The organism is Pseudomonas sp. DCB_AW, from assembly GCF_026240895.1.
GTDB classification, from domain to species: domain Bacteria; phylum Pseudomonadota; class Gammaproteobacteria; order Pseudomonadales; family Pseudomonadaceae; genus Aquipseudomonas; species Aquipseudomonas kermanshahensis.
Map to the genome: position 1 here is coordinate 21,175 of NZ_JAPFCE010000003.1, position 13,484 is coordinate 34,658.

Sequence of the window (13,484 nt, forward strand, 5' to 3'; positions counted from 1 at the left end):
TTCAGGAAGGCGAGGGCATGCCAAGCTAGTAGTCGGCTCTTTCATCGCGAGCGTTCAGCCATCTCACCTTGCGTGATTTCACCAGACAGCGACTGATCTGCGAGCAGTTTGTTCCGTATCGGTTGCGCTCGCCTCCCCTTTTATCGCGAGACTGGAGCAGCAGATCGCGCTGATTCGCAAGGCAAGGACGTGATTCTCTACGCCGGCCAATCCAATCCAGCCAAACTGGACTTGTGGTTGGCGAAAGTATCAGTGGTGGAAATGGCGAGGCGGATGGCACTCTGCTAGCGTCATTTGACCCACTTATTAGAAGGGAGTCATATGGACACGCAGGGACAAGTTCGCACATGGTTGCTTGAGCAGCAGGACTGGCTTCAGGAGGCCGCTGATAAGCTCTTAAAGCATGGGATCCTTACGCCGAAGGATATCTCACACCTGGTTGCTTTGCTCAAAACGCCTGCCGGGCAAGCCGTTCCAAAGAATCGCAGTTTTGATGAGTTGACTCATGCCCCGGTCGGGTCGGTGCTTCGATTAAAAAGCATTGCAGACGTAGAGGGTATCGAGAGCTTGGGACCTCGTGCACCGCTTGACTTTGGCCCAGGTAACTTGACGGTCATCTACGGGCACAACGGGTCTGGAAAGTCGTGCTACACCCGGATTTTGAAGAAAGCGACGGGGAAGGCCCGTGCGAGCGACCTGAAACCGAACGTTTTCCATGCCACGCCCGCAGCGAGCAAGTGTACGTTGAACTTTGAGCTGGACCAAACGGCAGATAGCGTGGAATGGCACATCACGCACCCAGCGATAGAGCAGCTGCGCGAGATAGACATCTTCGACAGTGATGAGGCCTTGCATTATCTGAAGAGTGAGAGTGCAGCGACCTACAGCCCGCCGATCATGGGTCTATTTGAGAAGCTAGCAGCCGGTACTGACGCGGTGAAAGATGCGTTGCAAGCTGAGCAGGATCAGCTTGTGAGTAAGCTTCCGGTCATCCCGGCGTCTTATCATGAAACCAGCATTGGCAAATCATACCGCAGCCTTGGAACCCTCGCGGCGTCGGCTGTTGAGCAACTGCTAAGCTGGAGCTCCGAGGACGCCAGCAGCCTTGAGGCGTTGAATGAGCGTTTGAAGACTACAGATCCTGCATCCTTGGCAAAACAGAAACGCGATACCAGCGTGCAATTGATGCATCTCATCAACGGTGTCAAGAAGGCCGCAGTGGCGTATGGACCGGCGCAAGCTGAAATTATTCGCGCACTGCGTTCGGCGGCCTCCGAAAAACGGCAGATTGCGATCGAAGGGGCTCACGCTAAATCCGCGGTTCTGGAGGGGGTCGGCACGTCCACTTGGAAAGCAATGTGGGAGGCGGCCCGCGCGTATTCCCAGATCCCCTATCCCGGGCAGCTTTATCCGGTCACCCAGGACGGACGCTGCGTTCTCTGCCAGCAAACACTACCCCCCGACGCCCAGCAGCGCTTGAACAATTTCGAAGCATTCATCCACAGCAGATTGGAGGCCGACGCGAAGGCCGCCGAGCTCACCTACAACGAGACACTGCGTGCGCTGCCTGACAGCCTCACAGAAGCGGAGGTTCAGACTCAGTGCACGGCTGCTGCCTTGACCTCCCCGGAGTGGCACGCCGCCCTGTGGCGTTTTTGGCGCAGTGTAGGAGAGTCGAGGAAAGCGCTACTGGATCACGAGCAGGCAGGCTTGGCGGGTCTCATCCCAGATTTCACCGCGAACCTGCTCATACTTGATAGGTTCGCCCAGCAACTGACGTCAGAAGCTGCGCAGTTTGACCAGGATGCGTTGCAGTTTGATAGGCCGAAGGCACTTGCGGAAAAAGCGGTGCTTGAAGCACGACAGTGGGTTTCGCAGCAGAGCGAGGCCGTCAGGAATGAGCAGCAGCGGTTGAAGGATTATAAATTGCTCGACAAGCTCAAGAGCACCGCAAGCTCGCGCCGCATCTCCACCAAGGCAACGGAAATCTCCGAAAACGTGGTTACTGAGGTCTACGTGGCACGCTTCAATAAGGAGCTGCGAGCGCTCGGCGCGACGCGTATTCAAGTCGAATTGGTCAAGACCAGAACCTCACGCGGCAAAGTGCTGCACCAACTGAGACTTAAGGCAGTAAAAAGTGGCGATCACTCACCGGATAAGGTACTCAGTGAAGGAGAACGCCGGATAATATCGTTGGCGGCGTTTTTAGCGGATGTGACTGACAAACCGGGGGTTGCCCCGTTTATCTTCGACGACCCGATTTCGTCGCTGGACCATGATTTTGAATGGAAGGTTGCCTGCCGGTTGGCCGAGTTGGCCAAAGAGCGTCAGGTACTGATTTTCACGCATCGGTTGTCATTGTACGGGGCGATGGATGATGTCGCCAAAAAGATTGGCGAATCCTGGAAGAAAAATAACCTCCAGCAAATGTGTATCGAATCCTTTGGTGGGGTGTCTGGGCATCCCGCTCACCAAGCTGTATGGAGCAGCTCCACCAAAACAGCGAACAATATTCTGCTCGACAGACTTCGCGACGCCAAGAAAGCTGGAGAGGCGGCGGGCGCTGCGGCTTACTACTCTCTAGCGCAGGGGATCTGCAGCGACTTTAGAAAACTGATCGAACGATCGGTGGAAGATGACCTGCTCTTCAAAATCGTTGTGCGCCATCGCCGCGGAATATCCACGGATGGCCGCTTGCCAGCATTGCTTGGGATCACCCGCGAGGACCTTCATCGTATTGACGATTTGATGACAAAATACAGTTGCTTTGAGCATAGCCAGTCGGATGAACTGCCCGTCCAACCGCCTGAAGAGGCGGAGCTCAAAGCTGATATCGAATCCCTCAAGCAGTGGCGAGATGACCTGGAAGCGCGGCGCAAGAAGGCAGCCTAGCAGAAGGGCACGGAAGTGCACGCTATTGCGCCATGCGGAGCAAGGCGACATTTAGGTTGCATGGATTATTCATACCTCGAATTGTGACTCAGGCTTGAGCCCCATGATGGCGTGCATCTCACCTGAAACGAACTAATTACGCTACGGAGAATTTAAATGGAGATGGTTCGGGTCAATTCTTCAGCCATGATTGCTGTGGGCTATGACACCGCTACTGGGAAATTGAGGATCATGTTCAAACAGGGGCGGGCGTACGACTACTGCCGAGTCCCGGCGCAAGTACACGAAGGGCTTATGCGGGCAGGGTCGAAAGGGACGTACTTTGACCGGTACATCAAGGACCGGTACCAGTGTTAGGTTTAAGACCGCTTACAGATGCTATCAAGCCGCACGTACGGGACAGTCGGCCTGTTGATTTTCAGCGGGGAATGTCACTGTGTCGCACATGACCTTTCAACCTTGTGTCCAGAAATAGAGTGCGGTGAAACTGACGTTTGCTTCGTGAAAACGCCGGCAACGACCTACCTGCAGCGCCAGATATCTGCCCGGAGCCAGATGTATCGACCGCCGTACTATCCGGTTGCACTGGCTAAACTAGTCTGAGGAATGGATTGTCCATGGGCTGCTGCTCTGTAATTACCCGAGGATCCAATAGCAAGTACCCATTGAGCTTGGCTTTTTTGCGAGGCCCTTGGACGTGGCAAGTCCAGATATTTCGACCATCTGCACTGCGCCGGTGAAGATTCATTTTTTCAAATGCCTTCTGCACCCCCACCCAGGTGCGAGAGTCATCGTCCTGGGCTGCTTGGCCCCGGCTCTCCTGAACGTAGCGCTGGAAAATTCCTGGTGTGACCAAAAAGAAGGTGCCGTTCACAGTATGCACTTTCGCTCGGCTGTCATTGATTATCAGCGTGTGGTCCTCCAGGCCGGCACGCAACCATTTTACAAATCGGTTGCCTAGCTGCTCAGAAGCGCCTTCCGCCAGGTTGATGGGTGGATCTTGCTCTACATTGCTAGATGTTTCGAAAAGCTCCAGCAATGCGCCAAGGTAGTCAGCATCATCCAGGTCGATAGGGGTAACTTCCGCTGGCATCGGGCCAGTTGAGGCCTGGGAAAAAGCTGGGCTGGCCATAGGGGGGGCTGATTCGGTGTGGCCAGCCGATTCTAGATGTTCGGCTTCGCCGGCCTCGAGCTCAAAAGCGACGTCGACTGTGCCCGCGAAGGCGTTCGGGCGCGGTTCATTCACCCAGATCAGCGAGGGTGGTAGGCGCAGGAAGGTAAACCGTTGCTGCCAATCACCGTCAGTGATCTTGCCCAGCCAGATGGCCTTGCCATCGGGCGTAGCCTCGACTAAGCCGTGTGACTGCAGTTCATCGAACAAGGCGATGTTGGAGGATGGGATCCCATCCACGGATTGAGCCAGCAGGTAGGCACGCAATTTATCGGTCGCGGTTTTACTAACCAACCAAAGATGGTTCTCGGTGAGCCATCCGGTAGCGCCAGGCTGGTTGAGCTTGAACTCGTTTTTGACCAGGTGGCGCAATCCTGTGAGCAGATGGTGTTGTAACGAGTGCTTGGGGGCCTGCAGCGCTTTAGTGGGATTGGCACCGATGTTTTGTGCCGTGGACACCCGGTCTGCTTGCAACACCAATTCTCCGAGGGTGCCGGCATACTCGTAGTGGTCGGCCAGCAAGTTGAGCAGATGTCCCCACAAGGTCGGGTAGTCGCTGAGCCAATCGAGTAGGGCGGGCGTCAGGATCTGCGTATACAGCAGCCCAGCGGCGGAACCGTGTAGCTGGTAATCCCGGTCGAGGTGGTAGCGGAACCGGTAAGGCTGGTTCAGGGGGCCGTGCCAGGGGTGCCACACCACGCCATTCTGATACTCCACCTGGAGATCGACGGCAATTTTCCCAATGTCATGGAGCAGAGCGCCGTAGGCAATGGCGGCGCTCCAGGCATCAGCCTGTGCGGCTTGGTCTTCCGGTGCGGCACCACTGGGGAGCAGGTAGGACTGGCGCAGCTTCAGGCTGCACGCCACCAGCTCCAAGCCGTGGTCGAGCATGCCACCTGGATAGGCATGGTGATGGCTCTCACTGGCCGGTAGTTGCTGTACATAGGTGGCGTAGCGACGAATCGGTTCGAGGTAGAGTTGTTCGAACTGTAGCGGGGAGAGTGCCGTGTATTGCCAGATGCGCTCGAGCATCCTTTTCCGGTGGCTGGCAGCGAGCAGTGATTCCGCCGACAGTGGTTTATGAAAGCCCACATGGGCGGGGGCGGTCTCTTCGGCAAGGCCTTTTTGAGGTTTGAACCACCAGCGTTTCATCGCAGTTCCTGCCTTTCGTTCAAAAGGTCCTTTTGCCTTTTCGGATAAGACTCTTACCCTTGCGCCCCCTTCCATTGACACCATTACGCTTTACCGCCTTGGCCTTTTTCGCGAGAGCGATAATCCGAAATCTGGCGCGTCGGGTTAGTCGGCCGATCGGCATAGCCGACCCTTTCGCGTGGGGGTAGACTGCCCGGCATCATGTTTCTTACCTGGGGCCCTGATGACGCTGAGTGATGCTGTATTGATCGTGCTGCTTGCGGACCGGATTCATGGCACAGATGCTGCCATTCGGTCTGCCGCCAAGCGCTGTGCGAAAAATTTGCCGCGCAGCCAGCGCGAGATCTTGTTCAAGATTGGCAACAGCGCGGCGCCTCGCGAAGTGGTGGCGCACCTCTGCCAGAACTTGGCTGATTGATCTGTCACAGAGTTGTGCAATTAATGACCATGAAATGACTCTTAGATTGGGAATTAATACTCGGATATTGAGTTTGTCTCAGTTACTATGCTTTCACATGTCTCATACCTAGGAAAGATTTCTCATGTCCAAACTTGCCGAATTCAAAGCACTGGAAGCGCAGCTGGCCGCGCAACTTCAACAACTGGATGCGATGAAAAACGATTCCGGCCTGAAGCAGGAGATCGAGTTTGAACAGAAGCTCAAAGCCTTGCTGGAAGAGTACGGCATGAGCCTGCGCCAGGTGATCACCATTCTGGACCCGTCCAAGGGCGTGAGCGTGAGTGCCGCCAGCGTGTCGAGCAGTGCTCAGCGCAAGCCACGCGAGGTCAAGCGCTACAAGAACCCGCACAGCGGCGAGGTCGTGGAAACCAAGGGTGGCAATCACAAGATCCTCAAGCAGTGGAAGCAGGAACACGGCTCGGATACCGTCGAGAGCTGGCTGCAGTGATCGACTGCGTAGTTGCAGCGGCCGACTCACGGCGCTGCAGGCAAAACAAAGGCCCCAAATCGGGGCCTTTTGCTGGCTGAGGGACATCACGCCGTGAGTAGCTCCGTCGCTTCAATGGTGTGATCGGACTGCAGCGCCAGTAGGTATTCCGAGGCCTCACGGGCCTGGCCACTGGCGCGGAAGATCGCGCGCTTGTCCTCCTTGAGGATCTTCAGCCAGGAGGCCAGGTACTCCTCGTGGCGCAACTCCCCCTGCGTACCAGTCAGTGCGCAAAGAAACGCTGCACCCATTTCCGCGACCAACTCCTCGAAGGCATAGGCTGCGGAACCGAACGCGTGCCCGCCGGTGATGCCCTCGCGGTTCAGCCGTGATCGATGACCGGACCAATGCGTCAGCTCATGCAGGGCAGTCGCGTAGTAGCTGCCGACGTCCTCGAACTGGGCCTTGGTGGGCAGTTGGATGCGATCGCGCAGCGGCTGATAGAACGCGCTATCGCCGTAGCAATGCTCGATCTGCGCGCCGCTGGCTAGCAGCAACTGTTCGGCTGGGGCATGGTCGATAAAAGCGGTTGGCTCGGTGTGCTCAGCGGAATCTGCCTCCTCGGCAGGCACGTCTTCGGTCTGCTCGATGTTGAACAGGCAGTGGGTGCGCAAGAGGGCGAACTGCACCATCTTGATATTGCCCTGATCATCGCGAACGACCTGGCCGTCCTCGTCATGCGCCTCCTTGCTCATCGGTTTGTACAGCACCGCGAGGGTGGATTGTTCACCCTTGCGTACATGGCCGCCAGCTTTGCGTGCTTGATTGAAGGTCAGCCAGCGATCGCGGGTGAAACCTCGCAGGCGCGCCTCGGCCCACAGCAGTGGAATGTTGATGCCGGCGTAGGGGCGTCTGGTGATGGCGTTGATGGGAAAAGGGCAGTCAGCACTTGAACCGGTGGTGGTCCAGGGTTTGATCCAGGGGATCACGCCTTGGCTCAAGGCGCTGACGATCTTGTTGGTGACATCCAGGTAGATATCGGACATGGCGTTCTCCGGGCGTGTAGGGGGGAACGCTGCCCAGCCGGGAAGGGTTCCCGGTGGGGTAGTGAGGCAGTAGCGGTGTTGACAGGGTCAGAGGGCGGCGATATCGACTACGATTTCGCCGGGCAGCCGGATGAGCAGAAAAACCGGGCCGCTGTGTGGCGTGATGCGAGCCAGTTGAAGCTGGGGCAAGTGAGCAGATACCGAAGTGCCGTTGCGCCGCGAGCGGTTGAGTTGCAGCTCAATGGGGCAGTGCGAGGTACGCGGTGTCGAGGTCAGCACGCTGTTGAGCAGGTCTGTCAAACGCAGGGCTGACTGTCCGATCGGTTCCTCGCCTGTGGCAGGTGCAATGAACTGCTGCCAAACGCCTGGGCTCAGCACCACAGCGTTGGAAAAGCGCTTCATCCTGGACATTGGGACCTCCGCGTAGCTGATCCCGCGACACCTCATGTGAGGTTCGTGCGTGGATCTGCTCAATCTCAACAAGGCATTGAGCAGGGTGCGTCCATGTATTAAACCGCGCTTGGACGTGAGGTCAATCTCCGGCCGTACCTCCAATGGAGGTCTCTGTCCAGGGTGTTCCAAGGGAGATTTTCGGCCTTGGATTCCTGACAAACGGCGATCTTCAACTGACTGAAGATGGATGCGAGAGGCGCCCAGAGTGGCCCGGTTAAGGTGCCACTCTGGGTACGCGTGGAGCTCGCTTCTGCGTTCAAGACTTGCCTGCCGGATCAACCTCGGCGGCCAGGTACAGGTGGGTGGAGGTGGCCTCTACCACCAATGATCCTGCAGTGCCGCGAAGGCTGGCGAGGACAGGATCATCGATGTCGAAGTACTCGGCAAAATCATCGCCGCCGAATTCTTCGCGGGCCCGATTCCACCAGGTGTCGAAGTCGTCGACGTTGGGGTTGCAGCCAGTGGCATAGGCCACGCGTTTGCGGCCGCCACCGTCCGGTTTGCTTTCGCCGATCTCGGACATGAGGTAGACACCGTGGTCCTTGACCAGTATCAGTCTGCAACCATTGATACCGGCCTCGGCCAACACGGCGTGAAGTTCAGTGCCTGTAAAACGCAGCATGATGAGATCCTCCAAAGGGTGCGGAGGAACGCCATCCCATGTGGGAGAGTTCCCAGCACTGGAATGGATGTGAGTAGGGTGCGACGACGACGCAGGTTCAGTGAACCCGGAAGATTAGAAAGCGTTCATCACCAGGGAACGGTGACCATGCGCGCTGCCGAACGCGAATCGCATTTCGGGGTAACCATCACATGTGTGACGTAGCCTTAAAGGTTATGGCTACCTGGGGTGCTGGAAAACCAGCGATTGCACCTACTCAATACCAAGCAGGATGGCTGCGGTCAACGGCAGGAACCGTGCACAATCAGGCTGCGAGTCCACAACGTTCCAAGGCGATGTTTCAGCCTGCTGCTGAACGATGAGCGGTGCTGTTCGTAGTTCGGAAAGGAGTAGACTTTAATCTTGGATCCAACGGGCTGTTCGCCTGTGGAGGTGCAAGATGACAAGTCAAATCCGTCCTTCATTTTCGGGCCGCCTGGGTTCTTGCCTGGGCAGAGCTTGGCGAAATTTGGTCTCCAAGCTATCTGGCTCTAGTATTCTGACTCAAAGCCCGCGTAGACAATTGTTGCTGACAACAGCTAGAAAATTGCTTTGCTTGTTTGGTCTTGTTGCTGTAGCTCTTGCTTTTGTTTTGCTGGTCATCACCCACCTGATAGTTGCGCTGCTACGTCGCTGGTGGGAGAACACTGGGTCCCCGGAGAGCGGAGAAGAAACAGCCCCGGACTATTTGGGCGCTGATTTTTATATTGGCGATTACGATAGCAACGGCCACTACATAGGTGATTGTAAGTCACCTGATTGATTTTTTGCCGGCGCTCGTCAATTGGGCTGAGCCTTTGCTGGCGGCGTCCGCCCCAGTCTTGCCCCCGTATGCCAACATGCTCTGGATTCCGTTGCCTACGGCATAGCCAGCCCAGCTCATAGTGCCCACGAACAAAGCTGGCAAGACAATGAACATTGCCCCCATGACGTACTCGATCACCTGCGCGGTCACCGTCCCGTCCATGAAGCCTGCTGTCGGCAATGACAACAGCGCTTGGTCTGTGACCGATACCTGGTTGTACAGCGTTTCCAGCATGCTGGAGTCGATCCAGCGCGCGAGCTCCCACCAGAACGTCAGCATGTGCAGGGTGAACAGCGCGAATGTGATCGTCATGAGCGCCTTGAGTTGGTAGGTGCTGATCAGCAGTACCAGCGGCAGACAGATGATCGTGCCCATGATCAGAAAGGCCTGGACCATCGGCAATGCCGCGCGCAGTGCATTCATCGCCGGGAAGTTGCTGAACGAGCCTAGGGCCAGGCCGGTGTTGGTGGCCAGGTTATTGAGCCCTTGCGTTAGCGAACCGCCGCGGGCGCTGCTGCCGTAGTCCTGAAAAACCTGCCCAGGCGCCATACTCAATGACTGCTGCCGTGGGCTCACCAGCTCGCGCAAGGTAGCGTCTTCGACCTCCGTAGAGGTGTGCCCTGTCAGCCAGCCCCGCAGCTGCGATAGCAGTGATGGATCAACCTTGGCCACCAAGCGATCACGCAGTCCGATCGTGCCGTCGCTCCACCACTGTTTGCAGGTGGGGTAGCCGGCGCCGCTGTCGAGCTGAGGCAGGGAGGTGTCCCGGGTCTCGTCGTACGGCCAATCGACTCTGGGCATTCGCGAGCGATCGGTATCGTAGTAGCCCGGCGTGTTGAGCAGGTAGGTCGAGCCTATCCAGGACGCATCGTAGCTTTGCGACTCGTCCAGCTCGGGCCGGTTGGTGAACAGCCGCGAGCGCGAAAAACCGTAGCAGTCCCGGGTGAAGTCGGCGACTTCCTGTAACAGCACCTGGTCATTGATGCGCGAGCTGTCGATCTCCATGCGCATCGCACGGATGTCGGGTGCACAGGGAATCGACGCGGTGGCGGCGGCGGTGATGCCTTTGCTCATGGCATGCACGAGGAACCACCACACCGGCACGTTCGCTGACTTCTCGCCGATGGTGTTGAAAGTCGTGCCCCAGGCCGTGTCGGCGGGTCTGGCCATGGACACCCCACAGCGCTGGCTCGCGGCATCGTCGAAGGTCACGGATGACAGGTTCAGCGGGAAGAACGGCATACAGCCGAACAGAATGACCACGTAGCTCATCCACAGCCGGTTCTCGACGCGAGGGATCGACAGCAGTCCCTTGTTGCCCTCATCGGCGCCCTGTTGGCGGGCCGACAGCCACTCCTGCAGGATGATCGCACCGAAGGGGGCGGCGAACAGCCCGGTGTCCGCCAGCGTGTTCCAGATGCCGTTGTTGATGATCCAGGCCAACAGTGACAGGTAGTACTCGAGGTAGCTGTTGGTGCTCATGTTCATGGCTGCACCTCACAGGCGAGACAGTTCGACCAGAATGATCGAGCTGAAGCCGATCAACCCCAGACGCTTTAGCCGTTGCTGGTCCACAGGCGCAGGCCGCCTGCGCAACGCTGCGGCCCAACCGGTGAAGATCAGGGTGTACAGCAGGGCGCGCCACCACGCGAAGTAGGCGGCAGTTGCCCGCGTTGGTACGAGCCAATCCAGTTGGGCGGCGGGCAGTTGTAGTGCCATCCAGGCAATCAGCAACATGATCACCATGGCGCCGAGTATCAGCAGCACGTGGGCGATCATGGACCTCACAGCAATCGGCATCATGGCGTGCTCCTTTCCTGTTCAGCCCGTCGCAGTCGGTCCGGCTCCGGGTCGCGTTGATCGATGTTTCGCGAAGCGTCAGCACCGCCGGCGTGACGATCGAGGACCAGGCTGGCGGTATTGGTGGCCAGCGATTGACGTACCTGCAGCTCGGTTTGCAGCAAGCGGATCTCGCGTTCCAGGGTTTCGACGTTGCTATTGAGGGCAGTGGTGGCGGGCTGTGCCGACGCCACGTTCGGTTCGTGGCTGCCGGCGAATAAGGTGCGCTGCAGCAGCATCGCCCTGTAGATCACGCTGGACAGCGCGGTCTCACTGGCCAGGCGCCGGGCCAGCAAGTTCTGGTCTGGGTCATCGCGCAGCCCCTCGATAACGCCGCGCGAGACCTGCAGCAAGGGGCTGGAGACCTTGCTGAGGTTCTCTGGGGTAGGCTGGTCGGCGCCCGAGACCATGCGTTGCAGGCCTTCCAGGTGTTCCGTGTAGGTTTCCTGGATCAGCGGTGACAGGCCCGTACCGGCGGTTACACGCAGCGTCTCGCAGTCGTCACAGGTCTCCACCTCAGTTTCACCGAGCACCCGTGTCGCCCATTCCGAGGCCTCCTCGGGGCTCGACCAGGCTTGGCAGATGGCGCCATTCTGGCAAGCCGACCCGACGGCCGAGGTGTCCTCGACGGACCGGTTGTGCAGCAGGTTGTAGCCAGCCTTGACCACGTCCGAGGTCACCCGGATGGGCTGCTGGCCGTTGCCACCGGCTTTCTGCCCGCCGACCCAACTCACGCCGTTGTTGCCGTTGTTCGACTCGGTATCTTTCACCGCCATTACGGCATCGCCGCCGGACTGCTCGAGGTTGTGCTGCATTTCCTGATTCTGAGCCAGCGCGCCCCACCCAGCCTGGTCGACTTTGTCGGCCATTTTCGCCGCCATCGCCTGGCAGGTGAGCTTGGAACGATCGAAGTCGATGCGCCCCTGCAGCACGCCATTACTCAGCAGCTCATACAGCCCGGGGTTGGCGCGCTGGATGATCATCGCCGGCAATGACATCACCGCCTGCGTGGCGTTCTGGATGACGTTGCCCATGATCTGCTGGAAGCCCTGGGTTGCACCATTGAGCTGGTTTTGCAGGGTGTTCGAGAGGTTCATGTTTCCGCACATCATGTTGGCCCGCCATGACATGCCCACGCCGAGGCCATTGGGTCGGTAAAGCGAGGAGGGCGCGCCCGCCGCCGAACCGCCACCGATGGTATACATCACGCGGTCGTCCAGGACCGAGGCTTGATCACCCAGGTGGTAGTCGTTCTCTGCAGCTTGACCTGCGGCACACACGAGGAAGCACACGAATCCGAGCAAGAGGTTGTTCATCATTGGCCTCCATCAAAGTCGATGCTGAACAGAAAGGTCTGGCCCATACGCTGGCAGCAACGGTAGGGCCGCCACAGCGACCAGGCATAGGCGCCGTCGGCGCTCTGGATCGTTGGGCTGGGAAAGATGGCGCAGGTGTTCTGGATCACCGGGACGAGCAACTGCCAGCGATGGTTGTTGACGTTGTTCTCCATCACCGGCCGCGGCGGCCAATAGCCGGGAGCCGGCATCGGCTGCAGCGGCCGATAAACGTGCGGCTGGCCGACGCGGGTGATGAAGTCGCTGGCGCGCTGGGCCATCACGGCCGCCGCTTTGAAATCATCGGGCTGCACCAGAAAACCGTGGCGCGGATACACGCTGCCCCACATGTCCCCGAGAGCCTGGTTGCCGATCTCGCGCATCCCCGGGACCAGTGCCTGTGGGTAGACAGACTCGGGGATCGCCTGGCGCCACGCCAGCGGGTCGAGCGTGCTGAGATAGTAGGGCGCAAACGGTACGGCTCCGCTTGGGCACGCATAACCGAACGTATGCGCGAGAGCTGTGAGGGCTGCCCCGCCTGGATGGCCAATGCCGTCGACATTCTTGAACCTGGGCAGGTTATCGCGCAGCGGCGAGGGCGTGATTAGGTTGCCTCCCCCTTGCGACGCCGGCGTCGGCGCCGACAGCGCCGACATTTCGCTCCAGGGATTGGCGCCGGTGTCGGCATAGCTGGATACCACCAGCTCGGGAATGAAGTGACGGATCTTCGGTGAGGTTCGCACCGTGCAGCCGAAGGGTGTGCAGAGCAGCCAGTAGCAGATGCCGACGACCCGGTACTCCAGGCACTGCAGCGAAGAGATGGAGGCGATGAGCGTTGGCGTGGTCAATGCCAGACACTGCTCGGCGGCTACCAGCAGAGCAGCCGCGGTGAAGGCACGGCCACGGCGAGCGTTTTTGGATTTCCGCACTTTGCTTCGGGTGAAGGCGGTGACGTTCATGGGCAACGCTCGGCAGGTGGCAGCGGTGTGCATCCGTGCGCCAAGTTTCAGCATCCCGTATCCGAGGCAGGTGGTGGGCGGACAAACCGCAGCCAGGACGATCGTATTAATAAGTGGCCAGATAAAGGGGGCTGATAAAGAAGCATGCCAGGAGTACAAGTGTACTCCTATGTCGCGCTAACGAATGCTGTGCGCGATGAGGCGGAGGTGGTCGTTTGACTTCGAGGATCTCGGCCGGGACCTCATCGGTAAAGAGGAAGGAATTCGCTTTGAAGCATTCTGCGC

General features: G+C 58.5%; 13 protein-coding genes. 5 read left to right on the top strand and 8 right to left on the bottom strand.

Annotated elements, in window-relative coordinates; all coding sequences use genetic code 11:
* Window positions 1-321 precede the first annotated feature (321 nt).
* Window positions 322-2,892 (top strand): AAA family ATPase, encoded by a 2,571-nt coding sequence (locus OO306_RS03330; RefSeq protein ID WP_265967679.1) that lies wholly within the window; start codon window positions 322-324, stop codon window positions 2,890-2,892.
* 186 nt (window positions 2,893-3,078) lie between these two features.
* Window positions 3,079-3,249, top strand: a complete 171-nt coding sequence (locus tag OO306_RS03335; RefSeq protein ID WP_265967850.1) for a KTSC domain-containing protein — start codon at window positions 3,079-3,081, stop codon at window positions 3,247-3,249.
* Between the two features lie 232 nt (window positions 3,250-3,481).
* Here the strand turns inward: OO306_RS03335 and mobH are convergent, their stop codons facing one another.
* The gene (mobH, locus tag OO306_RS03340) at window positions 3,482-5,215 is read right to left on the bottom strand and encodes a MobH family relaxase (protein ID WP_265967680.1); all 1,734 of its coding nucleotides are present in this window, start codon (window positions 5,213-5,215) and stop codon (window positions 3,482-3,484) included.
* A gap of 223 nt (window positions 5,216-5,438) precedes the next feature.
* Between mobH and OO306_RS03345 the strand changes: the two genes are divergently transcribed.
* On the top strand, window positions 5,439-5,633 hold the full coding sequence (locus OO306_RS03345; protein WP_265967681.1) for a hypothetical protein: 195 nt from the start codon (window positions 5,439-5,441) through the stop codon (window positions 5,631-5,633).
* A gap of 124 nt (window positions 5,634-5,757) precedes the next feature.
* Window positions 5,758-6,123: a histone-like nucleoid-structuring protein, MvaT/MvaU family gene (locus tag OO306_RS03350; protein ID WP_210014331.1), complete on the top strand. Its 366-nt coding sequence runs from the start codon at window positions 5,758-5,760 to the stop codon at window positions 6,121-6,123.
* Window positions 6,124-6,209: 86 nt separating this feature from the next.
* Here the strand turns inward: OO306_RS03350 and OO306_RS03355 are convergent, their stop codons facing one another.
* The 3 genes from OO306_RS03355 to OO306_RS03365 form a co-directional block, all read right to left on the bottom strand.
* Complete coding sequence (locus tag OO306_RS03355; protein ID WP_265967682.1) at window positions 6,210-7,148, bottom strand: ArdC family protein; 939 nt, start codon at window positions 7,146-7,148, stop codon at window positions 6,210-6,212.
* A gap of 87 nt (window positions 7,149-7,235) precedes the next feature.
* Complete coding sequence (locus OO306_RS03360) at window positions 7,236-7,559, bottom strand: hypothetical protein (RefSeq protein ID WP_265967683.1); 324 nt, start codon at window positions 7,557-7,559, stop codon at window positions 7,236-7,238.
* Between the two features lie 298 nt (window positions 7,560-7,857).
* Window positions 7,858-8,223 (bottom strand): DUF3085 domain-containing protein, encoded by a 366-nt coding sequence (locus OO306_RS03365; protein WP_086974472.1) that lies wholly within the window; start codon window positions 8,221-8,223, stop codon window positions 7,858-7,860.
* 439 nt (window positions 8,224-8,662) lie between these two features.
* On the opposite strand from OO306_RS03365, the gene OO306_RS03370 reads away from it, so the two are divergent.
* Window positions 8,663-9,025, top strand: a complete 363-nt coding sequence (locus OO306_RS03370) for a hypothetical protein (RefSeq protein WP_265967684.1) — start codon at window positions 8,663-8,665, stop codon at window positions 9,023-9,025.
* Here the strand turns inward: OO306_RS03370 and OO306_RS03375 are convergent.
* From OO306_RS03375 to OO306_RS03390, 4 genes are read right to left on the bottom strand one after another with little or no spacing between them, the layout of a single operon-like run.
* Window positions 9,014-10,555 (bottom strand): conjugal transfer protein TraG N-terminal domain-containing protein, encoded by a 1,542-nt coding sequence (locus OO306_RS03375; protein ID WP_265967685.1) that lies wholly within the window; start codon window positions 10,553-10,555, stop codon window positions 9,014-9,016. The two genes, OO306_RS03370 and OO306_RS03375, sit on opposite strands and share 12 nt — an antisense overlap.
* Window positions 10,556-10,564: 9 nt before the next feature.
* Window positions 10,565-10,870, bottom strand: coding sequence for a hypothetical protein (locus tag OO306_RS03380; RefSeq protein WP_265967686.1), 306 nt, complete (start codon window positions 10,868-10,870; stop codon window positions 10,565-10,567).
* Entirely contained in the window at window positions 10,867-12,222 is a 1,356-nt protein-coding gene (locus OO306_RS03385) for an integrating conjugative element protein (RefSeq protein ID WP_265967687.1), read from the bottom strand. The genes OO306_RS03380 and OO306_RS03385 overlap by 4 nt, the downstream gene beginning before the upstream one ends.
* Window positions 12,222-13,199 carry a TIGR03756 family integrating conjugative element protein gene (locus tag OO306_RS03390; RefSeq protein ID WP_265967688.1) on the bottom strand — a complete coding sequence of 326 codons (978 nt, stop codon included), beginning with the start codon at window positions 13,197-13,199 and terminating at the stop codon, window positions 12,222-12,224. Before OO306_RS03390 ends, OO306_RS03385 begins: the two co-directional genes overlap by 1 nt.
* Window positions 13,200-13,484 lie beyond the last annotated feature (285 nt).

What these genes read in the sequence shown, in the direction of transcription:
- OO306_RS03330 (WP_265967679.1), top strand. Translation starts at nt 322, where the DNA reads ATGGACACGCAGGGACAAGTTCGCACATGGTTGCTTGAGCAGCAGGAC.
- OO306_RS03335 (WP_265967850.1), top strand. Translation starts at nt 3,079, where the DNA reads ATGATTGCTGTGGGCTATGACACCGCTACTGGGAAATTGAGGATCATG.
- mobH (WP_265967680.1), bottom strand. Translation starts at nt 5,215, where the DNA reads ATGAAACGCTGGTGGTTCAAACCTCAAAAAGGCCTTGCCGAAGAGACC.
- OO306_RS03345 (WP_265967681.1), top strand. Translation starts at nt 5,439, where the DNA reads ATGACGCTGAGTGATGCTGTATTGATCGTGCTGCTTGCGGACCGGATT.
- OO306_RS03350 (WP_210014331.1), top strand. Translation starts at nt 5,758, where the DNA reads ATGTCCAAACTTGCCGAATTCAAAGCACTGGAAGCGCAGCTGGCCGCG.
- OO306_RS03355 (WP_265967682.1), bottom strand. Translation starts at nt 7,148, where the DNA reads ATGTCCGATATCTACCTGGATGTCACCAACAAGATCGTCAGCGCCTTG.
- OO306_RS03360 (WP_265967683.1), bottom strand. Translation starts at nt 7,559, where the DNA reads ATGTCCAGGATGAAGCGCTTTTCCAACGCTGTGGTGCTGAGCCCAGGC.
- OO306_RS03365 (WP_086974472.1), bottom strand. Translation starts at nt 8,223, where the DNA reads ATGCTGCGTTTTACAGGCACTGAACTTCACGCCGTGTTGGCCGAGGCC.
- OO306_RS03370 (WP_265967684.1), top strand. Translation starts at nt 8,663, where the DNA reads ATGACAAGTCAAATCCGTCCTTCATTTTCGGGCCGCCTGGGTTCTTGC.
- OO306_RS03375 (WP_265967685.1), bottom strand. Translation starts at nt 10,555, where the DNA reads ATGAACATGAGCACCAACAGCTACCTCGAGTACTACCTGTCACTGTTG.
- OO306_RS03380 (WP_265967686.1), bottom strand. Translation starts at nt 10,870, where the DNA reads ATGATGCCGATTGCTGTGAGGTCCATGATCGCCCACGTGCTGCTGATA.
- OO306_RS03385 (WP_265967687.1), bottom strand. Translation starts at nt 12,222, where the DNA reads ATGAACAACCTCTTGCTCGGATTCGTGTGCTTCCTCGTGTGTGCCGCA.
- OO306_RS03390 (WP_265967688.1), bottom strand. Translation starts at nt 13,199, where the DNA reads ATGAACGTCACCGCCTTCACCCGAAGCAAAGTGCGGAAATCCAAAAAC.